At 42.5% G+C, this 25,052-nt stretch carries 19 protein-coding genes and 2 tRNA genes; 6 read left to right on the top strand and 15 right to left on the bottom strand.

Annotated features, from left to right (window positions below):
• Positions 1–270: 270 nt before the first annotated feature.
• A complete protein-coding gene (locus tag HOP08_12940) occupies positions 271–681 on the top strand; it encodes a Dabb family protein (protein ID NOT75824.1) in 411 nt (136 codons plus the stop codon).
• Between the two features lie 2 nt (positions 682–683).
• Here the strand turns inward: HOP08_12940 and HOP08_12935 are convergent, their stop codons facing one another.
• From HOP08_12935 to HOP08_12910, 6 genes are all read right to left on the bottom strand, one after another.
• Positions 684–1,439 (bottom strand): response regulator transcription factor, encoded by a 756-nt coding sequence (locus HOP08_12935; GenBank protein ID NOT75823.1) that lies wholly within the window; start codon positions 1,437–1,439, stop codon positions 684–686.
• 9 nt (positions 1,440–1,448) lie between these two features.
• Positions 1,449–2,462 carry a histidine kinase gene (locus tag HOP08_12930; protein NOT75822.1) on the bottom strand — a complete coding sequence of 338 codons (1,014 nt, stop codon included), beginning with the start codon at positions 2,460–2,462 and terminating at the stop codon, positions 1,449–1,451.
• Positions 2,443–3,594, bottom strand: a complete 1,152-nt coding sequence (locus HOP08_12925) for an NAD(P)-binding protein (protein NOT75821.1) — start codon at positions 3,592–3,594, stop codon at positions 2,443–2,445. Before HOP08_12925 ends, HOP08_12930 begins: the two co-directional genes overlap by 20 nt.
• 1 nt (position 3,595) lies before the next feature.
• On the bottom strand, positions 3,596–3,955 hold the full coding sequence (locus HOP08_12920; protein ID NOT75820.1) for a DUF2834 domain-containing protein: 360 nt from the start codon (positions 3,953–3,955) through the stop codon (positions 3,596–3,598).
• A 169-nt stretch (positions 3,956–4,124) separates the two neighbouring features.
• Entirely contained in the window at positions 4,125–4,760 is a 636-nt protein-coding gene (locus HOP08_12915; protein NOT75819.1) for a peroxiredoxin, read from the bottom strand.
• 71 nt (positions 4,761–4,831) lie between these two features.
• Complete coding sequence (locus HOP08_12910; GenBank protein ID NOT75818.1) at positions 4,832–5,263, bottom strand: Rrf2 family transcriptional regulator; 432 nt, start codon at positions 5,261–5,263, stop codon at positions 4,832–4,834.
• A 234-nt stretch (positions 5,264–5,497) separates the two neighbouring features.
• On the opposite strand from HOP08_12910, the gene HOP08_12905 reads away from it, so the two are divergent.
• From HOP08_12905 to HOP08_12890, 4 genes are all read left to right on the top strand, one after another.
• On the top strand, positions 5,498–6,151 hold the full coding sequence (locus tag HOP08_12905) for a hypothetical protein (protein NOT75817.1): 654 nt from the start codon (positions 5,498–5,500) through the stop codon (positions 6,149–6,151).
• A gap of 105 nt (positions 6,152–6,256) precedes the next feature.
• Positions 6,257–6,338, top strand: a tRNA-Leu gene (locus HOP08_12900).
• Between the two features lie 40 nt (positions 6,339–6,378).
• Positions 6,379–6,460, top strand: a tRNA-Leu gene (locus HOP08_12895).
• Positions 6,461–6,907: 447 nt separating this feature from the next.
• Entirely contained in the window at positions 6,908–8,530 is a 1,623-nt protein-coding gene (locus tag HOP08_12890; GenBank protein NOT75816.1) for a S8 family serine peptidase, read from the top strand.
• 10 nt (positions 8,531–8,540) lie between these two features.
• On the opposite strand, the gene HOP08_12885 is transcribed toward HOP08_12890, so the two are convergent.
• The 5 genes from HOP08_12885 to HOP08_12865 form a co-directional block, all read right to left on the bottom strand.
• Positions 8,541–10,973, bottom strand: a complete 2,433-nt coding sequence (locus tag HOP08_12885; protein ID NOT75815.1) for a hypothetical protein — start codon at positions 10,971–10,973, stop codon at positions 8,541–8,543.
• Positions 10,974–11,041: 68 nt separating this feature from the next.
• Positions 11,042–13,069, bottom strand: coding sequence for a hypothetical protein (locus HOP08_12880; protein NOT75814.1), 2,028 nt, complete (start codon positions 13,067–13,069; stop codon positions 11,042–11,044).
• 6 nt (positions 13,070–13,075) lie between these two features.
• Positions 13,076–14,071, bottom strand: a complete 996-nt coding sequence (locus tag HOP08_12875; protein NOT75813.1) for a MoxR family ATPase — start codon at positions 14,069–14,071, stop codon at positions 13,076–13,078.
• 5 nt (positions 14,072–14,076) lie between these two features.
• A complete protein-coding gene (locus HOP08_12870; protein NOT75812.1) occupies positions 14,077–16,758 on the bottom strand; it encodes a hypothetical protein in 2,682 nt (893 codons plus the stop codon).
• Between the two features lie 11 nt (positions 16,759–16,769).
• Positions 16,770–18,146, bottom strand: coding sequence for a DUF58 domain-containing protein (locus tag HOP08_12865; GenBank protein ID NOT75811.1), 1,377 nt, complete (start codon positions 18,144–18,146; stop codon positions 16,770–16,772).
• A gap of 120 nt (positions 18,147–18,266) precedes the next feature.
• Between HOP08_12865 and HOP08_12860 the strand changes: the two genes are divergently transcribed.
• Positions 18,267–19,100: an SDR family NAD(P)-dependent oxidoreductase gene (locus HOP08_12860; protein ID NOT75810.1), complete on the top strand. Its 834-nt coding sequence runs from the start codon at positions 18,267–18,269 to the stop codon at positions 19,098–19,100.
• A 3-nt stretch (positions 19,101–19,103) separates the two neighbouring features.
• Here HOP08_12860 and HOP08_12855 read toward each other — a convergent pair whose 3' ends face one another.
• From HOP08_12855 to HOP08_12840, 4 genes are all read right to left on the bottom strand, one after another.
• Positions 19,104–21,698 carry an FtsX-like permease family protein gene (locus HOP08_12855; GenBank protein NOT75809.1) on the bottom strand — a complete coding sequence of 865 codons (2,595 nt, stop codon included), beginning with the start codon at positions 21,696–21,698 and terminating at the stop codon, positions 19,104–19,106.
• Positions 21,698–22,039, bottom strand: coding sequence for a PadR family transcriptional regulator (locus HOP08_12850; protein ID NOT75808.1), 342 nt, complete (start codon positions 22,037–22,039; stop codon positions 21,698–21,700). Before HOP08_12850 ends, HOP08_12855 begins: the two co-directional genes overlap by 1 nt.
• A 139-nt stretch (positions 22,040–22,178) precedes the next feature.
• Positions 22,179–24,539 (bottom strand): FtsX-like permease family protein, encoded by a 2,361-nt coding sequence (locus HOP08_12845; protein NOT75807.1) that lies wholly within the window; start codon positions 24,537–24,539, stop codon positions 22,179–22,181.
• 51 nt (positions 24,540–24,590) lie between these two features.
• On the bottom strand, positions 24,591–25,052 hold the full coding sequence (locus HOP08_12840) for a hypothetical protein (GenBank protein ID NOT75806.1): 462 nt from the start codon (positions 25,050–25,052) through the stop codon (positions 24,591–24,593).

The raw sequence follows: 25,052 nt of genomic DNA, 5'->3' as shown, positions 1-25,052 counted from the left end.
CTAATCCCGTTGGTGAATGATGTCAATGCTATGTTTATTCGGTTCAACTTCACAATTATATAAATCGAGTGTCTACAAGATTGGAAAAAAAAGGCATCAGTTTCAATTCTTTTTCCATAAAAATTTCATTTTCAGGCGTTAACGAGTGTTAGTTAAATGTTATTCTTGACTTCTTCTTGGCATCAAATCCAAAAAGAACACTTGTTTTCAAAGGCGTTCCTCAGGCCTTTCTTCAAAACGAATTAGTTTTGCCCGATAACGATCTGTACTATGAAGCCATCCCGCAGGACATTTATCGGAACCATCCTGTCAGCTTTTACTGGTTTGACATTCCTCAGCAGCTTCTCTCCAAAATCAAAAAAAGATAATCCTATGCTTACTCACCACGTTTTCTTTTGGCTGAAGAATCCTTCTTCGACCGAAGACCGTAATAAACTCATTGAAGGTCTCAAGACATTAAAAAAAATTGAAAGCATTCGACAGATTCACATTGGCTTGCCTGCAGATACGGAGAAGCGTGAAGTGGTCGATAACAGCTACAGCGTTTCAGAACTTATGTTCTTCGATGATGCAGCGGGTCAGAAAATCTACCAGGATCATCCTATCCATAAAAAGTTTGTAGAAAATTGCTCGATGCTGTGGGGGAAGGTGATTGTGTATGATTCCCTGAACGTATTATAAGATCATCCCAACCACTTCTTGAATGCTACCGCTTTTTCGCGACTGATCTCAAGTTCATTATTAAATGGCGCTTTCAATTGAACATTGATACCCTTATGCGTTGACTTTATCCGGGCGACACTCTGGATGTGTATGATAAACTGACGATTCACCCTGAAAAACTTGTCGGGATCCAGCAGATTTTCAATCTCATCAAGTGTTGGATGCTCTCCAATAAATTTTTCATTACCCATCGTGTGAATGAAGATGAGCTCTTCCTTGTGAAAAAAAGCTATCTCTGCAGTAGTGACCGGAACAAGTGTATTACGCTGCAGCGAAAGGAACCTCTCCTTATAACGTTTCGATGAATCCTTACCCCATGTACTTATCATGGATTTAAGTTGGTCCGACAACGTGCTTTCAACACCCATTGACTTGTACTTTTTCAATGCACTTTCCAACTCTTTAGAATCAACAGGTTTTAATAAATAGTCAACGCTGTTCAGTTTAAATGCACGAATAGCATACTCGTCATATGCAGTTGTGAAAATGATCGGACAAGTGATATGAAGCGATTCAAAAATCTCAAAACTTATACCATCTGAAAGCTGAATATCAGAAAGGATCAGGTCCGGAAGGGGATTCTCCTTAAACCACTTCCTGCTCATTTGCACGCTGACCAACGGCCCAATCAGTTCAGCATCAGGCTGAATTTTTCTTACCTGGTTCTCAAGGTCCTTTGCCACCAATGGTTCGTCTTCAATAATGAGGATCTTCATAATGGTAAATTAGAGTAGCGGTATTTTAATATTAAATCGTTGATCAGTTTCTTCAATCTCAATGGGCTTATCCGTAAGAAAACGATAAAGAGATCTGAGATTCTCAAGTCCTTGTTTATTGGAAGTCTCAACGATCTTTCGCAATTGAAGGTTATTGCCCACGATTAAATAATCACCGGCCGTATAGATTTCTATAGAAAGAGGTCTTTGGGAATCGACGATGTTGTGCTTGATGGCATTCTCAATCAATATCTGCAGCGTCACCGGCACAATAGCCTTCTCATAAACCGATGCAGGAACATTTACTTTGATCCTGATCGATTCCCTGAATCGTGTCTCAACTAAAAAAATATATTTACTGATAAATTCCAGTTCCGTTCCAATCGCCACGTAGTTTTTATCCTTATTCTGGAGAACATACCGATACACTCTCGACATATGATGAAGGAATTGAGATGCAAGGGTTGGATTCTCAGAGATCAGACTATTCAAAGAAGTCAATGCATTAAAAAGAAAATGCGGATTCAGCTGGTTTTTCAAGTTATCAAATTGAACAATGGATTTTTCCTTTTCGAGACGCTCTGCCATAATGATCGAATCCTTCCATCGGTCAATAAAAAACCGAACGATAAATATTGAATTAATAGCAGCTGACATTATTGAATAAAGAGCCCACGTTGTCGCAACAAACATGCTGTCGAGCTTAACAGGCAACAGCGGCTCTCCAAAATAGTACACTAAAAAACGAATGAACAATGCTACCACCACTCCCAGGATCAACTGAACTGCAATTCTTTTTGGAATACCCTGTTCAAAAGGCATCACTTTATTAAGCCATATGTTAACCCCACGAATCGATTCCCAAAGCGCCGAAATCAGGAGGAACATAATGACAAAAAGAACCAGGTTCAGCTCTGTAGAAAATAAGCCAGAACCCCACCGGATTGCATAAGCAATGCAGTTAGCAATGAAAATAAAAATATAGGGACCAAAGCGATTCATATCATAGTTGAAATGAAACATTGTAAAGGGACTTCATCTGCTTGTCAATTACGCTTTTCGGAATTTTTCTGAAGAGTCCATTTCGCAAAGAGATCACCAGACTGTTTTCAAGTTGCGCAATTTTACCAATATTCCATGATTGCTTCACAATTTCGGTGGTACGTCTGATTCTTGATGCTTCAAATTTTATAAAAGTCTCTTCAGGACTGTATTTCATTAACCCATTGGCGAGTGTTGCCGCATCTTCGATCGCCATACATGCGCCCTGACCCATATTTGGCGTTGTCGCATGCGCCGCATCACCCATTAACACGATACGTTCAAACGCGAATTTGCGGATCGGCTTCAGATCTATGATATCGCTCCAGATGATCTGCTCATCCCTTGTGCGTTCCAGAATCTCCGGAATAGGGAAATGAAAGTCTTTGAAATAATGCAACAGATCCTCAGAAGATGCATTGCGCATTATTGGATCATTTGCTCTTGCGTTTAATGTAGCAAACCAATAAACACGATTGTTGCTAAGCGGAACAATACCAAAACGTTTTCCAGGTCCCCAGCTTTCTGAAGCTTCTGATGAATTAAAATCTTCCGGCAAATCACTCACTACAGCACGCCAGCAGGTATACCCTGAAAAGCGGGGTGATGATTCCGGCAATAATTTTCTTCTGATAGGAGAATGAATTCCATCGGAGGCAATCACATACTCCGCTTGTGCCTCACTCCCGTCACCAAAGTGAATGGTTACACCTCTCCCATGCTGAATGACATCTGAACAGGTTTTACCGAATTCAATAGTGCCAGGTATTAAAAGTCCGGCAAGAACATCATGAAGTTCTGCACGATGAATAGTGAAATTATTAACGACTCCGAAATCCGCTGTCAGCTTTTCAGCATCTGTGAAGCTGATAACTTTTCCCTTATCATCCTTGATAGCCATTGCCTTAATCTCTTTCCCGGCTTTCATGATATCTTCTGCAATTCCAATTTCCGTAAATGCTTTCATGGCATTTGATGCCAAAGTAATTCCTGCACCAACTGTTTTGAATTTTACAGCGCTCTCGTAAACAGTGACGTTCAAGCCCTTGCGCTGCATGGCAATCGCCAACGTCAGTCCTCCAATTCCTCCACCTATAATTGCAAATCTCTTCATACTACTGAGTGATGGTCTTAAGTTTTCTTTCACGATTAAATAAGAACAGAGGACAAGTGAAAGCAAAAGAAATTACAAATGTTAATACTACATACCACCCTATTCCTTTTATTCTCATTCTTCGCGCTTCTACGATCATCCATACCAGAACAGGAGTTGTGCCAATAAAGAAATCTGTTGTAATGGAAGAGGTGAAATCATTTTCCATTCCGGCACCGATATAATTCGCCATGGTAAAAAGTTGATCGCCGAACATCATTTGATGAAGATTGAAATACCATGGAACAATAGCGCCCGCCACCGCCATCATAAGGTAAAACCACATAAGCGGTGTGAATTTTGAAACTGAAATCTTTATCATAATAAATTAGTTAGGGAAAAATACGGGAGCTACGCTGTGTAGTTGCGTGAATTTGGTGCAAAGCCGTACAAAAACTATTTGAGGTGTATCGAAATTCAGGTGAGGTGAATCTGCTCTAAAGCAAGAAAACCTCCCAAAAGGAGGTCTTCAGATCAGTCTTGAAAAAAAATTAAATATTTGGCTGCGGGGTAGTTCTCAAGTAAGGCTTCACCCGAGTATGACCTTTTGGAAATCTTCCTGCAATCTCTTCGTCTTTCACAGCAGCAGTGATGATAACATCTTCTCCATGCTTCCAGTTAGCCGGAGTGGCTACACTATACTTAGCTGTAAGCTGAAGGCTGTCAATTACACGAATGATCTCATCAAAATTTCTTCCGGTAGCCGCAGGATATGTAATGGTGAGCTTTACTTTTTTATCTGGTCCGATCACAAATACAGAACGCACAGTAAACTTGTCGCTCACTTCCGGATGAATCATATCATACAACTTTGCTACTTCAAAAGAAGGGTCGGCAATCAATGGAAAATTCACTACTGTATTCTGAGTTTCATTGATATCACCAATCCATTTACCATGCTGTTCTACTGAATCTGTACTCAAGGCCACAACCTTCACATTTCTTTTATCAAATTCCGAACGAAGCTTTGCAACGGCACCAAGCTCTGTCGTGCAGACAGGCGTGAAATCCGCCGGATGAGAAAACAATACTCCCCATCCATCTCCCAACCATTTGTGAAATTGAATTGTACCTTCTGATGTCTGTGCCTGAAAATCCGGCGCAATGTCTCCTAATCGAATTGCCATATCCTGTATTTTTTATTTTGAATAGCAAATATAAAGGTAAAGTCTAGTAAATTACTAGATTATAGAAATAACTATTTCCCGAGCTCGCGTTCGCGCTTTACAATATGCGCCAGGGTACTTTTTGAAAGCAATTTTAATGTCTCATCACGCACGTTGGTAAAGGCATCGCGTATACCGCAGGTGACTTCATCACGACATTCCTCGCAGGGTTCATAATAGTTAAGAGATACACAGGGAAGCAGTGAGATAGCACCATCCATCAACCGGATGATCTCTATCATATTCACATCTTCGGGTCGCTTGTATAAATAGTATCCTCCGCCTTTTCCTTTCTTACTGTGAAGAATTTTGGCGTTGCGCATTTCCAGAAGAATCGCTTCCAGGAATTTTTTTGGAATCTTTTGTGCCTCCGCAATATCCTGAATATGTACAGGACCCTTTTGGTAGCGCTCAGCAAGATAGACAAGAGCGTGGATGGCGTATTTACACTTCTTAGATAGCATAATCAGGGTTCTAAGTTAGGGAAATTTGAAGATTAATTTGGGCGGCTGCCGCGAGACGCAGGCACCGGGCTATCCGCTTCAAGTCCGGCCGCACACAAATCCATCTCACTCCGGGCTTTCCGCTCCTATCCCTTCCGCGTGCTCAGTTCATTAACTACCTGGTCCTTGTCGTGAAAGAATGGAATGGAAAAGTCGGAATGTTGAACGTGGAAAAATTTTCGATATTCGTATTAAATGAAATCAGTTTTTCTCAGCAACTTCTTCATTATCGGGATTATCATCGAACTGGCAGCAGTCATCTTTTATTTTCCTGCGTATCGCTCCTTCTATTATGGAGGTGGCGCTCCTTTCCTGCAGATCTTTTTTGGATTGGTCTACGCGGTTGGTGGCTACTTAATTTTCAAAAGTGATGTTCCGTATTTCGCAAAGCTTGCTACGGTTTACTGGTGGATCGCCGCAATTATTGGCTGGGTTTCTTTCTATTTTATTTCATACGGGGTTGAATCAATGCGGTCAACACAGGAAACGTATCTTATACCTGAGCGGTATCGTGGCAAAGTAATGGTCTATTATAACAAACCTGACGGCGATCAACCTTCCTACGACGGGAAAAGAATTGTATTTAAAGTAAAGGAGGATGGAACAGTGCACACCAGACTCCTAAGGAAGAACAATCACTATTACACCAATAACCTGAATCCTCTTTTTTATTACCTGAGTGAATCAGGGGAACGCAAACTTTTAAAATTGCACAACGACCCTTCTCTTCAGAAGGATGAAGTGGCTTTACATATCAGCAGATACTCATTCGACGATGGGCAGGTAATCGATCAGGAGTTTTTTGTCTTTACCCTGGACGAAATGGACTCTTATTATAAGAACAGGTAACTGTTTCTTCTGTTGGAAAACCAATCAAAAATACTGCTCTCATGAATTCCAAAATTGGCTTGTTATTAAAAGGTTTTTACCTTTGCCGCCCCTCCATTTATGACTGCCCACGTGGTGAAATTGGTAGACACGTACGTTTGAGGGGCGTATTCCGTAAGGTGTGCTGGTTCGAGTCCAGTCGTGGGCACTAGATCAAATCCCTGGTCCTTTTGAAAAAGAGGATTAATGCCGAAGTGGTGAAATTGGTAGACACGCACGTTTCAGGGGCGTGTGCCGCAAGGTATGGGGGTTCGAGTCCCCCCTTCGGCACTTTAAAAGCAAAAAGACCCGACTATTCAGCGTAGTCGGGTCTTTTAATTTAAGACACAGCATCCTTAGTCAGACTAAGATACTATGAATGAGCGGTTTAGGTTTATGGTAAAGGTATATTAAGGTCAAAAATGGGTCAGAAATCAATTAAGCAGCATGACGCAATTGTTCTGATCTTTCAGCTTCTTCAGTCTTCTTAATATGGACTGTAACTACAAAATGAAAAAACAGGCTGAAAAAACCAGTGACGAGTAAAAGGCTGAAGTGGATCATGGCTGTTGGTTTTAAATTTTAATAAAGGTCGCTTTCATGATTAAAACACGCCGTTCGTTCTTCAGACAGAGCCGTCAGAAGTAATATTTTCCTCCCTTTTGAATAATTTTTCCACATTAGCATGGCCGGCATGTAATTTGGCGGCATTAATAACTGACTATCGGGGATTATCCTATGATTTTTAGAACCTCATTTTTCTGCGCATTGACCATTATTGGTGCTTTTTCCACAGGATCAGCACAAAATTCTGCCCCTCCTTCAAAAGATTGGTTTCTTCTCGATCCTAAAAATGATCATGTCCAGGGTTTGAGTACGGAAAGAACATATGATTCGCTCCTTAAAAATCTCCCATCCCGTACCGTGATAGTAGCTGTGCTCGATGGCGGAGTTGATATATACCATGAGGATTTGAAGAGCATCATCTGGACCAATACTAAGGAGATTCCTGACAATGGCGTTGATGATGACAAGAACGGTTATGTCGATGACGTCCATGGCTGGAACTTCATTGGAGGAAAAAATGGCAATGTGAACGAGGACACCTACGAACTCACCCGGGAGTACATCCGACTCAACAACATATTCGGTAACGTTGAAAATGATAAAGTTCCCAAAAAGCAAAAAGCAGATTACGAGAAGTTTAAAACGATAAAAAGCAAATTCGAGCGTTTGCGCGATAAGAACAAAAAGGAATATGACGTCTATCGCGGTATGTATAAAAACTTACGAATGAGCATTGACACATTAAAGTCTATTCTCAAAACAGATGTGCTCACAAAAGAGAGCCTGGATACATTAAAAGTTTCCGATCCTACCCTTGCTTTCGCGAAAGGATTCGCTTCCACCCTTCTTAAACGAACCGCACCAGGCACAGATATAGAACAGGTTATTACTGAACTGAAAGAGGGAGTTGACTATTATAAAGTCATTGTTGAATATGGATATAATGTTGATTTTGATTCCAGGCTTATTGTTGGGGACGACTATAACAATAAGACGGAAAAATATTACGGCAATAATGATGTGAAAGGTCCGGATGCAAGCCACGGAACTCACGTTGCCGGGATCATTGCAGCTGACCGCAAGAACAATATCGGTATTAAGGGAATCGCCAACAACGTTCTCATTATGCCCGTTCGAACAGTGCCCAACGGAGATGAAAGAGATAAAGATATTGCCAATGCTATTCGCTATGCCGTTGACAATGGAGCACAGATCATCAACATGAGCTTTGGAAAGGGATTCTCACCTGAGAAAAATGTTGTTGATGATGCTGTACGCTATGCGGAAAAGAAGGGCGTCTTGATCGTTCACGCTGCGGGAAACGAGGCCGAGAACAACGACAAGGAAAATAATTTCCCAACACGCTATTTCCTGGATGGAAAAGAAGCGAAGAACTGGCTTGAGATCGGTGCGTCTGCCTGGGGCAATGATGACCAACTGGTCGCCGATTTTTCCAACTATGGGAAAAAATCTGTGGATGTTTTCTCTCCAGGTCTGCAGATCTATTCCACCACACCGGAAAATAATTACAAAGAAATGTCCGGCACCAGCATGGCGTCACCAGCCGCTACAGGGGTAGCCGCAATGCTCATGTCTTACTTCCCCGACCTCTCTGCAGTACAAGTGATGGATATCCTTAAGAAATCATCCCGGAAATTCGATGGATTGAAAGTTCAGAAGCCAGGCGGCGGAAAGATCAACTTTGATGATCTCAGTAATACCGGAGGATTGATCAACGCTTATGAAGCTGTGAAAATGGCGATGGAATTGAAAGGAAAGAAAATCGAGAAGTAATCTGACTTAGTTACTTCTTCTTGAATTTCTTGAAGAGGTTGTAGACGATCACCATCTTTCCTTCCTTGTTCTGATGTGCCCGAAGGAAAACACTGGGGCCAACCTTTGCATCTACACCAACATTCTCAGGCTTATAATCCTTGTTACGCTTCTTCAGATTACTCAGAGGTACCTGTATCGTCAGGTCCGTGCTGTCGCCAAGCGAATAGCGGCCTTCAAGAAAAAGAGACAAAACACTCGATTCAATTTCCATTCGGCTCACATCAAGATACTGACCCGAGAGACTGAACTGCCCTTTGATCTCGGCAAACTGCACATCTGAAAAATCACGCTTCTTGAACAGGAAATTGCTCATCTTCTCCAGTGGCTCAAAATCCTTCAGCTCACCTTCGCGCAATTTGAAGTCGACCGTTCCCGATAATGAAGGCATCAGAATATTAAACTTGTCATCAATCTTAGCGGTGAGATTAAGTTTAGTAAACACCTTTCCGCTCAGGTTCTTAGATTGAATAGTTTTTTGAGAGAAGTTATCGAAAGAGGAAAAGAACTTCTGAATGTCGGCATTCTTCACTTCAGCCCTCAGCGTCACCGGATTAATTTTTTTATCCAGAGCAAAAACTTTTAAAGAAAGATCAACCTCTCCATCTGCAAGGCGCATGCTGACAGGATTAGCAATAAGATGGTTATTCATGAAGTTGACCTTTCCTGAAAATTTAGAAGCATGGAAGGATCCATTCACGATCTCATTGACCTTAACATCCAGGATGAATTCTACTTTGCTGTTAAGTATATCCAGCAGGTCGGATATCTTTTTCTTACCTCTGGCAGCTGCTTTCGGTGAAACTTTCTCATTTGATTTACTGGTCTTGAGACTTGCCAGGTCTATGCGCGGCGACGTTATACTAAGATTGATAGATCCCTTTTCCTCTGGCACAAAAAAGAATGGAATAAATCCTATTACATTACCTTTTATCATCACCGGATTCCCATTGATCCTGAAATCAATCTCATCAAGGTCCATCCTCTCTTCCGTAAATCGGAACTGCGCATTGATCCTGTCAAATTTTTTCTCCTGTTGGCGCATCACCAGCGATCCATCTTTTATTCTGACAGTCCCCTTTAGCTTACCCCGATAAACAGTTTTTGGACCATCCAGATATTCATTCAGCTTGCCATTGTAATTAATGTCTGCATCAAAGATTCCGCCCAAAAGCTTCAAGCTGGCAGTGTCTGTCTCATGATTGATATCTGTGAGGTTAATGTGACTTTTGGAAATCAGTTTAAGCTTAGGATCCGTCAGATCCGTAATAACTAGATTTGCCTCCACACCTACTTCCTCTATCCTTGTGGAAACTGTGTCGAGCACAATTCTGGAATTATGATCATCGATTTCTTTCGTAGAGTCGATGTGATTGGTAAATGATCCCTTGAAGGAAAGATCTTTTGCATCAAGCTTTCCGGTAACAAAGTGATTTCCCCTGGAGGTAAATGCAATATCAACTTTAGGTTCAGCACCCGGTCCCAGACTGCCCTGAAGCTTAACATTCAAATCAATCGGTCCGTCAAATTGAAATTTTTCAAGCTTTTCACGCAGCGCTTTGGTGATCAATGACAGTCCCTCGCTATAATTCAGATCTTTCGAATCAATATTCAAAGTAAAGCCACCCCGCTTTGAAAAATCGAAACGTCCCGAAAGAGCGACGGTAGAGTTTTTGAATTTTAATTCTGAAGGAAGAATTGTCAACTCTTTTTTGGAAGGCCTGAACTCAAGATTAAGATCAGCATCCGTTGCTTTTTTTGTGAGATATCCACCCTTTGCTGCATTCAGCACTAAGCCACCAAAGCCCATCTTTCCCCTCAGAGAAATGCGTTGTAGAGAATCTGATGATGCAATATTCAAAAAGGTTTTTATCAACGTGATATCGATCGACTTGTTCTTCAGGGAATCCACATACGTCACTCTGGTGTCTTCAAAAAAGATGTCCTCCAGTTCAAGGGCAGGCTTGGGTCCTGTGGATTCGACACTATCTTTCTTTTGCTTCTTCAACACATCCATGTTAGTGTAGCCCTTGGTATCCGTGAAGATGAAAACAGTTCCGTTCCTGATACTGATCGACTTAAGACTAATCGCTCCCTGAAATAATCTGATAGGGTTGACGTGAATGTAAATTTTGTCCGCTGTGAGAAAATCCTTATGATACTTATCAAAATGCGGACCGCGCACATAGATCTTTCCAAGGGTGATAGAAAAATTCGGGAACTGCTCAAAAATGGTGAAGTCCAGCCACCCTATTTTTACATCGCCATTAACACTTTCTTTCAGCTCTTCATTAATGGTTCTAAGGATTGAAGGGCGAAAATATTGAGCAGCACCATAACCGATGACTACCAGAGACACTAAAAAAATAATGAAATATAAAGTCCACCGCAGAACACGGACCATAAATCGCCTTCCTTTATTCTTTTAAGTTAGAGAAAAAAAGATAAACGAGCGGCAGTAATTTTCTTGAATCAGACTGCTGGCTTGGCAGGCTCAGGTTTCTCACCGACCTTCTTTTTGTTAATGCCAAACAAGCTATAGGCTAATGTCTTCCCGGCATTCTCAGTTTCGTCTTTGAGTATTTGCAGAACACCCTGACGCAAAACCCTGCTTTTATCCGCAGATTCAACGATATAGTTTATATCCAAACCTTCTGTGGTCTCTGAAAACCGGATGGAAACAACCGGCGATCCTTCTCCTCCATTGAAATTCACACTGCAATTCTTCATCTCACTGGTAATGTCCTTAGTGAGATCAGAAGTCTCTTCTCCTTCGAGATTGAGCTGAAAACTCATCTTGAGATCTGAAAAAGGAACTAGCTGAGGAAATGTTTCATAAAATTCGCGCGTCCATTGATTACGCTCGTTATCATTGGAACTTGCGTTAGCCATTCCTTCGTATATACGGGCATACAACATGCGTTGATATTCATTTCCTCTCTCGCGGTCCTGAAGTACCTGCTGGAAATATTTTATTGCTTCTGACTTATTTCCTTCAGCCAGGTACAGCTTGCCCAAAAAGTAGCGGAAGTATTTCTTAAGTCTCGGACGCTTATCAGTCTCCAATAACCTTTTATATACCTCGATGAAGTATTCATTCCCAAAACCATCTATGACCGAAGATACTTCATCAAAGCTCATCAGATTTTCAGGAGAGAAAATAGTATAAATAACCTGCTCACGCTCAGGGTTCTCAGCAATCAGTGAAGCCAGCAACATTTTATAATGATGGATCTCAAGGGAATACTTGATCCACTTGTACCAGTTCACCGGGTTAAACCAAAACCACCATTGATCGTTCTCAAAAAAGTATTCTTTTTCGAACTGAAGTTGATTGAGATAATTCAGCGAAGAGACAGCAAGGTTGTATTGCTCCTGCCCCCAGGTGGTGCCAATGTGAAGTTCCTGAAATCGTGATGCCTTATTATTGTACTCCTGACTTTCATCTGTCAAACCTTCATAATGCAGTGCTCTTGCCAGACCGATAGCGTGCCATCCATAGCCAGGCGTTGAGCCCTGTTCTTTTAAAACCCGGCGCAAAAGAGAATCAGCTTCTTCAGGGTGTGCCCTATAAGTATTGAGAGTCCCGCGCATATAGAAATACTCTTTTGTATTCTTTTCACCTCCATACTCCTTCTGTTCTGCTTCCTTGAAGAAATCGTCTGCTTCACTAAACTCACCCATGGCAAGCTTGAACTCAGCGTAATTGTTGCTGGAATATGCATCCCCTTTTATCAGCTCATTGTAAAAGAAGTTAGCTGAATCAATCTCCAGCTTATAATCATAGATCATCGCCTTGTAATGAAATGTCCCCAGATACTGGCGATTGAGAAAGGAAGGATCAAACAACCCCGTATTCATTGACATGTCATTGTAATTCTTCATCAGAGCCGAATCGAGGTACTTGTTGGCCATCGCGACATTCTCCTTTACTGAATTCTTAAGAAAAGGAAATTGCTTTGAAGTATAAACGCGGTTGCGGTGAAAGATCCATGCCATGGTATTGTAAGCATTGATACTTTGCTCCAGCTGAAAATTGTAATCGCGGACATGATACAGAACTTCCATTGCCTTATCCGGCATTTCAATATTCTGATATGACGTCTCAAGCATGTAAGCGATCAGACCGTAGTCATTATGATAACGATACACAGCGCTATAGTCATAATAATTGTTGCTGCGGGTTCTGAGCTGCTTGTCGAAATCCTTCTCCATGAGACGAAGGGCCTTCTTCAAAGGTGTGATAGCCTGGTTGAATCCAAGTTCATCATTTGCCCTGAAAAAAAGATAGGCTCCCTGAAACATATGACCCACATAATAAGTACTGTCGCGACGGACAAATCCTCTTGCCTTTTCAAATGTCTTCTCTTCATAGAATGACAGGTTCTCCGCACGCTCCTGATCAATAGACTCTCTGACACGCGATTGCGCAAAGACGGTTTCCGAGAAGGTTACCGTCAAAACAACGCTGAGAAGAATATGAAAAAGATGATTTCGCATTCCGGCTTATTTTTTTGCTGTGATACCAAGCTTTGATAAACGATTGACTTCCTGATCAACGATCTGATTCAGGGCAACTTTTGCTGCATCACGATTCCTGAATATCAGACGATGATGCAAAACAGGGTGAGCCAGTGCACGAATATCATCCTCAATTACATAGTCACGCTGATTGACCAGCGCCCATGCTTTAAGACATTTAATAAAGATGATACCACCGCGTGTCGAACAACCCAATGCTATTTCAGCATGATGTCTGGTAGCCTGAACCAGCTTCACAATTGATTTTACAATCTCAGGATGCACGTAAACATTTTCAGCTTCCTGCTGCAGATTGATAACATCGTTGTACGCCAATACCTGGTGCACTGCTTTCCTTACATCCCCAATCGACAGGTAGTTGTTATAGATATCCAACTCCACTTCTTCCGTCACGTAACCAAAAGAAATTTTCATAAAGAAACGATCCAGCTGGGCTGTCGGCAGTGGATATGTTCCTTCCATTTCGATCGGATTCTGAGTAGCGATGGTAAAGAAAAATTTATCCAGTTGGAAAGTAGTGTCCCCTGCTGAGATCTGGTTCTCTGCCATACACTCCAGCAAGGCACTTTGAACTTTTGGAGAGGCACGATTGATCTCATCTGCCAGTAGCACGTGTGTGAAAAGCGGACCCTTCTTAAAAACGAAATCTTTCTTCTCTTCATCAAAGATATAGGAGCCAATCAGATCCATAGGAAGAAGGTCAGGTGTAAACTGAATTCTTTTAAATGCGACACCTCCACCGGCAGTCGGCTGAAAATCTGCAGCGCCTTCTGAAATAGATTGAGCCAGTGTTTTCGCCAGCACAGTTTTTCCGGCCCCCGGATTATCTTCCAGAAGAATATGACCCTTGGCCAGCAAAGCAGTGATCACATAGTTGATCTCCTGCGGCTTACCACGGATGATCTTTCCAATATTTTCTGCGAGTGTCAGGAGCTTTGATGAATGAGTGCTTTCGTTCATAACATTTATTGATTTTCGTATTCGTTTTCTGATTGTAAAAAATACCGGCTGGCCAGGACGATGTTGAAATAATTTAAGGCCACTTTAAAGAATCCTTTCGTTTTGCGAATTGCAGAAGCTTTACTATTGCCAAACTGATGAATGATCTCGGCATCTCCCTCACGTAAAGTGCCCCTTCCATATTTCAACCGGAGATAGACCGTCATAAAGGTATAGAAGCTCGTATTAAATACAGGATCCACTTTCGTTCGGGCATAATCCAAAGGCGTTTGAGCAATCCTTTCAGCTCCCGCCATATGGAATTGATACAATGCAGTCTGATAAATAGCATCAGCCTTTGTCGCATCATTTTTTGCTAACGAAGTCCTGATCACCAGATAAATAAGATATAGCAGTGGCAGAAGGAAAATAAACACGATCACGCCTCCAGCAATTTTACCCGCCAGCAATAACATTTCTTTCCATGACATTCCCTTCTCTTCCACGTTCTTGCGATCACCCTTCACATCCTCCTTCTTCTCTTTCTTTGGTTTAGGCTTTATATGAATCTCATCAGCGACAATTGGCGCAGGGAAATTATCAACCTGATTCTCAATAGACACTCCCTTTCTTGGTTTCGGAATAGCCTTCGCCTCGTCTTTATAGGAAACAATAACCAACGAATCTCCTGCTGTTATCGCAGATAATGTAGTATCCTTTTTATCATACAACACACGACATACAGAAACATCAATGGAACGTGTGACTGATTTGTTCAACTGATACTTCTCATCAAAGTAAATGATGTTGCTGAAGGTGGCATCCATTCTTTTTGATTTATCCCCAACAACCGATTCTGCTTTTGCATTCAACACCAGCCAGGGTTCGGGTGGCGGCAAAGGTGGAGTTCCATCAGGCTTCGGTGCGTTTTGCTGATCTTCATTACCAATGGTCATATCAAAGTCCATCCATCCATATCCAGGAAAGTAGACTTGCGTCCATGCATGCGCCTGACTGGCATAAAACCAATACCATCCTTTATTCTTATCACTTCTGTTGATGGTTGCAAAGCCTGTGGTGAAGCGTGCAGGTATTCCTACCGAACGGAGTAAAAACAACGAAGCTCCTGCATAGTAAGTGCAATATCCTGCATGTGTTTTGAAGAGAAAATCATTCAGCATCGATGTGTTAGGAATGTTTGGATCACTCGGCGTTCCGGGCTTGAGTGTGTATCTGAAAATCCTTTTTCCATTTTTATCACGGGCGAGAAAGTGATCCCTGATGGCAAGCACCTTGTCGGCAGGATTGACAATGCCCGCAGTAATCTTCTTTGCCAGCAATGCGATGGAATCATAGATAACACCCTTCGGCATGTCTATGTAATAATTATAGAATTCCGGATCTACCTTTGAATAATCTCTGACCGTTCTCAATTCACTGTAACGCTCTTCCTGAAAAGATTCCAGTTGTGGATTGGCAGAAGGATTGTAAACGAAGTATGCATTGTTCAATTCAGATACGTACGACTTTACTTTATAGGCAGATATAAATGTCTTCTGGAAATCCTTCTCAACAGGTATCGATTGAATATAAAAAGCACTTGCTGGTGCAAGCAAAGCGTGCTTCCATGTGTTGGAGGAAAGATAGACTTCCGATTCAACAACCTTCCGGTTCTTCTTACCCAATGCATTTCTAATAACTGAGCTATCCTGCCGTGAGTGAAAGATGGCCACTTCCGATGGATCTGCATCAAACTCATCGAGGTAGGGAACATTTGCATCACGAATGAAGCTTTCCTTGGCAGGATCATACTTTGTCAGATAGTGATAAACAAAATACAAAGGCTGCGGTGTGCCATCAGGAAAGTAATTATTCAGGCGACTGCAGAACATCAACTGATCGGACTGGCTCATCTTAGAGCTGATCTTCATCGTATCTTTTAATTTGAAGCCATCGTCTTTGCCCCCAGGCTTATCCATCAGGCCATAGCGCTGATCATAACCACCATCTTTCTCCTTCTTGTCTCCGTCTTTATCCGATTTTGCGCCCCTGTCAACAAGCTCCTTCTCAACTGCCTTGAGATCATCCCTCAGGAGATTTCCGACAAAAAGAAAAGCGAGAATTACTAATATTAAAAACAGCGCAAACCGTAGAACCAATCTGCCGGACTTTTTCAAATCCATTTCAACATCATACACCAGCAGAGGGGAAACAAAAAGCATGTACAAACCATACACCACCACTGGCAACAAATGATAAAGAATGTAGGAAATGCTGACATCAACCGTGTTTGAGATGGCCACGACGGTAGATACTCCCAGTATTCCAAAAAGAATAATGTATGAGAACTTTACACGAACCAGGAGAAATCCGAAGATCCATCCAAGAATGAAGAGCGCTGAATACAATTGAAACCGCGCCGTTGCATAAAACACATCAAACTCTCCAGGAAGCTTGACAATGATCTTACCAATGAGCCAATATGCAAACCACAATAAGATAAAGGTGACCAGCCAGCGGATCCTGAAAAAGTAAAGTGAGTAAGCAATCAGGAGACCGGTTCCAAAATAAATGGACTGTGTAAGAATATTTGAAGTGAGGGCGGTGTATGAAAAATTTACATAGACAAGAGTGATGTACCCGATGACCGCCGTCGGGAGGACAATAAAAATCCATCGTATCAATAACTGCACAAATCTATCTCGCATACTTACCTGTATCATTCTGTTACATCAATGGATCGTACCAGCCACGCATTTCCGCGTGACTTCAAAACCCTTTCAATTTCATTTTCATTTTTGAGAATGCGTTGTCGCAAAGGAGAAACAAACCACGGTTTACGAAGCTTATCTACCGGATTCTTTTCCGGACGGAAGAAAATATCTTTTACTGCTATCTTAAAGGGAGAAGCAATCGCATCCGATAATCTTACTACCACCAGCGGAACACTCATCGGTAAGGTCTTTATCAGCATTTCAATTTCTGATACAGGCGTCAATGCAGAAAGACAGACGAACGCAGCCTTGTTAACATTCACATACGAATTCGGTGAGTTGCCTTTCTGCCAGGAAGCAGCGGTGATCTGAAACAACTCATTCTTTTTATCACTCATGCCGGAAAGCCTGGCTATCTCCTGATCCTGAGGGATCCTTACATCATAACCGTTCTTTTGCAAAGCCTCAAAAACATTTCTCACTTTGTCCTTATAGACATTCAGCAATTCTGTATCAAAGGTTCCATCGTTCAGATCAAATCCCTCATAGAAGCTTGCATAGAAATAAAGGTGCGATGCATAAGGATCTTTCGTTTCTGGTATTCTTACAACAAGCTGTCCGCTCTTCGCATAGATCTTCCATACTATCCTGCGGATGTTATCACCTGATTCAAACTCTTTATAACTAATATACTCTCCTTCTACCCTGCGTGGAATTTCAATTCTATGCTTTTGTTCTTCCGTAGAATTCGGCTGAGCATCCACTCTCTCTTTCCTCAATTCCTTTGGCAATGTGTAAAGCTGCTGTGTGAATGGCACACTGCAGGGAAGTGCGATCAGACTGAACATATCATAAAACAGGATATGAACCTTTTCAACATCATAAATTCCACGATCATGAAGAAGTGTCCTGCCCGTTCCCTTAATAGCATGACGAAGGAATCCTCTCTTCTTGAAAACATCGGTATCCAGAAGAATCACTTCTGATAATTTCTTTCCGGCAAATACCAGTCGACCGCGAATCGTTCCAAGTAATGGACGGATCACTGTTCCGGTTAAGGAAATCACCAGCATTGCATATCCCGCCTCTGCCTGTTGACCGTCTCCGAATTGAACCTGCACACTGATCTTCTTCTGCCTGACATTATATATAAAGAGTCCCCAGGTAGTAAGGGCCGTCAAAAGGCTGATGGAAAAAAGTCCGACGATCGCCCACTGGATGATACGGACAAACTGATACATAACGATCCACATATTGGAATCGTCCTGACCATAATTGGCTTTGAGCCACATGCCACCCAGCCAAAGCACCAGAAGGGTTAGGAGCAATTGCCAGCGGATCACGATATGACTCAACCAATACAAAGAGAGACGTAACAGCATGTGGGATTTAACGGAGAATTAGAGGCAGAATTTTAGAAAGGGAAAATATAATTATAAAATATTGGTGAACAAAAAACTGAAATCCTTTGTATTGATATCTGAATTCTAAAAAACAGGCTTATGGATAAGGTATGGCTCATAACAGGCTGCTCAACGGGTTTCGGCCGCGAATTGGCTAAACTCGTACTCAAATCAGGTTACAAGGCAGGTGTTGCCGCCCGCAATCCAAAAGACATCGAGGATATTATTAAAGATTACCCTCAAACTTCCCTTTCGTTAAAGCTCGATGTTACAAAGGCTGAAGAAATTACTTCAGCGGTAGCGCTGACAAAACAAAAGTTCGGAAGAATCGATGTATTGGTGAACAATGCCGGCATTGGCTACTTCGGAGCGATTGAAGAAAGCGAAGAGGCAGAGGTAAGAAGAATGTTTGAGATCAACTTCTTCGGCCTTGCAAGAATCACCAATGAAGTGCTGCCGATCATGCGAGCTCAACACAGTGGTCATATTCTAAACATCGCATCGATTGGAGGATTGGTTGGATTTCCAGCAGTAGGATTTTATAACGCCACCAAGTTTGCAGTGGATGGCTACTCCGAATCATTATCAAAAGAAGTTGCACACCTTGGAATTAAAGTAACGGTCATTGCTCCCAGCGGATTCAGAACAGATTGGGCAGGACGATCAGCCAATAATAGTCCTGTTGTCATTGAAGATTATCTTCCTTCTGCAGGTGCAAATAAAAATACGATCCGTGGATACAGCGGCCAGCAACCTGGCGATCCAGTAAGAGCTGCACAGGCGATTGTCAAAGTTGTTGAAACAGAACATCCACCTTTGAGATTATTGTTAGGTGCTGCAGCATTGAAAGGTGCGCGTAATAAGCTCGAAGTCCTTAAAAAGGATTTCGATACCTGGGAAGCAACTACCACTGGTGCGGACTTTCCTTCCTGATTGCTATTCGCTTCTTAACGTTTGAGTAGGATTTGCTGAAATGGTTTTCAGACTCTGGATCCAGATGATCAGCGCTATTAAAGCAGCTACACCCACAAAGGTCAGTGCGAAAAATTCCCATGGCATGGATGTGTGATAGGCAAATCCTTCAAGCCATCGGTTCGCAGCCAACCATGCAACAGGACCGGCAATCAGTAAAGCAATGATCAATACGCCTGTAAACTGATTGAACAATAACACTAATACCTGACGGATCGAAGCGCCGAACACCCTGCGGATGCTGATCTCCTTATTTCTGCGCATAATATTAAATGTGGTAAGGCCGACCATCCCAATGATTGCTATGATCAATACGACGATGGTAAACAGGAGCACAAGTCTCGATGCGATCATCTCTGTCTGATAGAGCTCATGGAAAGTATCATCCTGAAACCAGTAGCGCATGGTAAATGTCGGCTCAACATTATTGTAGGCTTTCTGAATTACTTCAAATGCACGTTTTGCCTGACCGGGTTGATACTTGATATACACCGCAGAGATGTAATCATAAGTTACTCTAAACAAAATGACGGGCTCCCTGCTTTCATGCAGTGATCCCGTATGAAAATCATTGACTATTCCAATGATCACACTCTTGGCATTCCCCACTGAAATTTCCTGTCCGATAGGATTCGCCAGATTCATGATCTTTGCAGACTCTTCTGTTATCAATACTTCTGATCGTAGTGAATCACTCGTCTTCTCCTCAAAATTTCTTCCTTCAATGATTTTCAATCCAATAACCTCTGGGAAATCATAACTACATCCCATCGTCTTGAAGGATATTCTTGTTCCGTCCGGCTTTCCGGGCCAGCTCACTCCGGTATTGCCTCCACCCAAAGTAAGGGGATTGGATTGCGATGCACCGATTCCAACAATGGAAGGATCCTTACTGAGCTCATCCTTAAAGCTGCCCATCTTCCTCAATACCCGAATCGTCGGCTCAACACGAATGGTATTGCTCCTGTCAAAGCCAAGATTCTTTTCAGAAATAAATCCGATCTGCTTGTAGAGTACACCTGTAAAAATGATGATGCCGATAGATACACTGAGTTGCACCACCAACAGCACACTTCGCAGTCGGTGAGAACCTGTTGTATTGCCAAATTGATTCTTCAGAATCCGGGCAGGTTGAAAAGATGACATCACCATGGCCGGATACACTCCCGCAATGAGTGCCACTGAAATCAAAAACAGAAATAAATAAAGAGGAATATATCCCGTCAGCAAACTTATCTGAATGGGTTCTGACAACAGAGCATTGAAGAAAGGCAAAACAAGCTGAGTGATCAGTCCTGATAATAAAAAGGCAACCAGCACGATCATGAAAGATTCGCCCATGAACTGAGCCGCAATGGCACTGCGCATTGCACCCGTAACTTTTCTTACTCCGATTTCCTTGGCCCGCAGCGTTGCACGGGCGGTAGACATATTTACAAAATTGATGACCGCCATGATAACGACAAGCGAAGCAATAACAATGAACAGTACAACATACTCTATCCGTCCTCCAGAATTTTTGCCCTCCTCAAATTTGCTGTTCAGGCGCCAGTCAGTGAGAGGATAGGCCTGGTAAGCAATCTTCTGTTCCCTTAGTTCTTCTGTTAGAACACCAGCAGTATTTAATTTTTCAGTCAGAAGCTCAGCGCTTACCGCCTTATGCGTCTTCACATACACAGGAAAGAAGTTTTCAGAAAGCTGATCATCATTCACACCCCATTGCTTTTTCAGAATGGAGAAAGGCATGGCAAAGTCGAAACGAAGAGAAGAGTTGGAAGGAATGTTTTTGAAAACAGAAGCAATGGTCACTTCCCAGAAATCATCGATCTTGATCATTTTCCCCACAGGGCTTGCTTCACCGAAAAGAGCGATGGCCATATCTTCGGAGATGGCAATGTTGGTATTTCCTTTTAATGGATTAGGATCTCCCTCCAGGATTGGAAAGTTGAAAATTGAAAACAGGGACTCATTCGCGTAGACACCATTCTTATAAACACATTCGTTGGCCTTACCTTCTGCCCTGAAGCATAGCTCATGAGGCCAGCGTGAACCATTCGAAACGATTGCCGCTGATTCTATTTCCGGAACGGTAGATACACTGATCCCTGCCGATGCTGCATCGTATGTCTGAATGGTTCCGCTTCCGTTAACATGTGTGATGACTTTAAACAGCTTTTCAGTTTCCGGATGAAACCTGTCAAAGGAATATTCCTGAGAAACCCATAATAATATCAGGAAGGCGCAGGTAAAACCCGTTGCAAGTCCGAATACATTTAATAAGGAGTGTCCTGGCTGTCGCACAAAATTGCGGACAGAGATGAGCAGCATATTTTTGATCATGGCACCGAATAGATTGTTTTGATAATTATTCTTCACAGGCCGTATGTTCTTTAGTCTGAAAAACCTGACAACATTCCAGATGAAAGAGATCTTTGCCCATGTCTTATTCTTCTTTGCTGAGCGATAAAATAATTCATATACGTCTCCCTGGATTTGTTCCAGCAGATCCGGGTGACAATACCATTGCAAAAAACGATCGGCCCAGCGTGGAGGATTCATTATTTCAAATAGCTGAATTGTAATGCCATCTTTGGAATCTGATTGAACAGCTGGTTGCGCATCTCATTTGCTTCTTCCAGCGCACGCTTTCCGGCGGCGGTTAGTAAGAAGATGCGCTTACGGCGTCCTCCTCTTTCTTCTGTCGGATCACTCATCTTCGATTTCAGGAATCCCTTCTCTTCAAGACGAGTCAGCACAGAATGAACGGCACTGATGTTCAGACTTCTTCCCGCTTGCTTTTCTATTTCATCCATGACTGCTACGCCGTATGCTTCAGGGTATAAAATACCAACATGCAACAGCACCAGTTCTTCCAGTTCGCCCAGGTAATTTCCTTTCATAAATGTGAATTAGTTCTGCAAACGTGAAACTAATAGATATGTTTCAGTTTTGTAGGATTAATGCAGAGAAAAAGAAGTGACAGAGCCCAAAAGAGGCACTTTTATTACAACTACTAAAGATCGACTGGCTTAAAAAATCCTACTCACTCCTCAAAGAATCAGAAGGATTTGCCTGCGAAGCACGGAAAGCCTGAGTGCTCACAATAATAAGGACCAGCACTAACGCGATAGCCCCGGCTAGTGGAATCACCCACCACGTCAATGAGATCCGATAGTCATATCGCTCCAGGAAATTATTCAATCCCCACCATGCCAGCGGTGCCGCAAAAGAAAATCCAATCAGTACGAGATAAGCAAAGTCTTTCGACAGCAATGACACAATGCTGCCGGTGCTCGCTCCCATCACTTTGCGGATCCCTATTTCCTTAATGCGTTGCTCAGCCGTAAAAGCCGCCAGACCATACAGTCCCAGGCAGGTAATAAAAATTGCCAGGACAGCGAAAAGATTGGAGAGCGTACCGATCATCTCAATGGATGCAAATTTCCGGTCGTACTCATCATCTACAAACTTGTACTCAAACGGGTAGGACGGATTATACTTTTTATAAATGTTCTCTAATTGTTTCATCGATGCCGTACGATCATTACTTGCTTCCAACCGCATCGTAATAATTTCCAGCCAGTCAGGATCCAGCAGGAAAAATCCAGGCTGCACTTCCCGGAAAGGAGAGGTCATCAATGGATTATCCACGATACCAACTACATGCCACTTCTTTCCCCAAAGATCGATCTGCTCGCCAATAGGATTTTGAATTCCCATGACATCCAGGGCCGCCTGGTTCAGGATCATTGCACTGGTATCACTCTTGAAATCCTGTGAGAAGTCACGCCCTTCCAGGACTTTGATTCCCATCGTCTTTGTGTAATCATACTCTGTGCTGACACGACTGAATAAAACAGATTGTGACTCCGGTTTACCGGCCCATCCTAATGTATTGTTTCCATAAATTTCTGTGATGGGACTGCTCGATGTGGTCATCGACTTTACCAATCCGGAGCTCAGCAATTCCTGCCTCAGAGATTTATAGTTCTTTGCCAGCTCCTCATTTGAAGAGACCATGATAAGATTCTCCTTATCGTAACCTACGTCTCTGCTCTTGACAAAATTTATCTGCTGATAGATGACAAACGTAGCGCCAATCAGCAGGATCGAAAAGAAGAACTGAAGAGAGACAAGAATCTTTCTCGGTGCCACACCTCTTGTGCCCAGGTGCAGCTTGCCTTTCAATACATTGACAGGATTAAAAGACGAAAGATAAAATGCAGGATAGCTGCCCGCGAAAAGACTTGTGAAAATGATAAACGTTGCTGCTATCATCCACACCCACGGTGAAGAATATTGAATGGAAAGTTCTTTTTGCACGAGGTCATTATATAAAGGAAGGATCATCTGCACCACCAGCAGTGCAATAAAAAACGCAAAGGCGGAGATGATAAAGGATTCACCCAGAAACTGACTGATCAGTTCAGAGCGCCTGGATCCTACCGCCTTACGAACTCCTACTTCTCTCGCCCGTCGTTCACTGCGTGCAGTAGCAAGATTCATAAAATTGATGCAGGCAATGACAAGAATGAAAACAGCGATCGCCGAAAACAGCTTGACATAGTCATACATCCCGCCAATCAATACTCCATCTTTATAAGTTGATTTCAATCTCCAGTCCTCTAAGGGATGAAGGAACAGTGTTCTGATGTTCTCAGGAACCTTTTCATGAATCAGATTGGCAATGCCTGCTTCAACTTCTTTTCTATCCGCTCCCGGTTGAAGCTCGACAAACACCTGGAACGATTCATTGTCCCACTGTGTCAGGGAATTCTTGATCCATCCCTGCTGCGCATTCACTGCCCAGGGCAATAAAAAATCAAATCTGAAAGAAGAATTGGATGGAATATCTTTTAATACTCCCGTTACTTTAAAATCTGTTTTATTATCAACCCGGATCAGTTGATTAACAGGATCCTTGTCGCCAAACATAGCTTTGGCAAGAGACTCAGAAATCACAATGGAGGAAATATCATCCAGCACACTGGAAGCTTCTCCCTTACTCAATGGAAACTGAAACATCTCCAGGAATTCCGGACTGACATAGAACCCTTGCTTGTTGACACGGGTGTCTCCTGATAAAAGAAGATGAGGTCCTCCCCAATCGGTTACCGCCGTATTCTTAATGCGCGCATCAGCAGTTTTTAAATATTCATAAACAGGAAGTGGAACGGAACGGTATGAATTAATCTTATCGCTGAACTGCGCATGAAGCCATGTCTGTGATAACCGATCTGAATTTTTGTGAAAGGAGTCAAAAGAAAGTTCATCATACACCCACAGCATGATGAGAATACTGCAAGCGATTCCCGCCGCAAGTCCACCGATATTGATAACAGAATAAAATGAATTTCGAACGAGGTTCCGGAAAGCGATGGTCAGATAACTGCGAAGCATGAATCTCTCTTAAGTCCAGTCATAAAAATACCTTATTTTACAAGACCTTTTCTACTTCACCCTGTAGAATTCCATCATCCAGTTGAGCTCCCACGTTCTTCCATTGTCGGTTGAAAATGATTGCTCCCAGTAAGCAAAGTTCTTGCATATCTCTGTCCACTCAACCCACACCAGCACTTCTCTATTATCAAAGATGCCCTGAGATAAAAAGGAACCTTTGTTTCTCCAGAATGTGCCCTTTAACGCAGGCATCGCTAATGCAGACATCGAATCCATGCGATCGATCTTCCAGAACTGATTGTTGAAATCAAACTCACGAACCACGCTTCGCTCGCACAGAGAGTTTCCCTCTATATACCGATGCATCGCAATATTTCCAACCCCGGCATTTCTCTTTACTTCAGTGTGGTGCGACTCAAAGCTTATCCAGTCATTGCAATCACACAACCAGTTCTTAAGACGGGTGTTCACAACCTTCCATTGACCTATCAGGAAATCAAAATCTTCAAGCAT

It is taken from the genome of Cyclobacteriaceae bacterium (genome assembly GCA_013141055.1).
GTDB lineage: Bacteria > Bacteroidota > Bacteroidia > Cytophagales > Cyclobacteriaceae > ELB16-189.
Note: the sequence above shows the minus strand (reverse complement) of the source record. Positions and strands in the feature narration are given on the sequence as shown.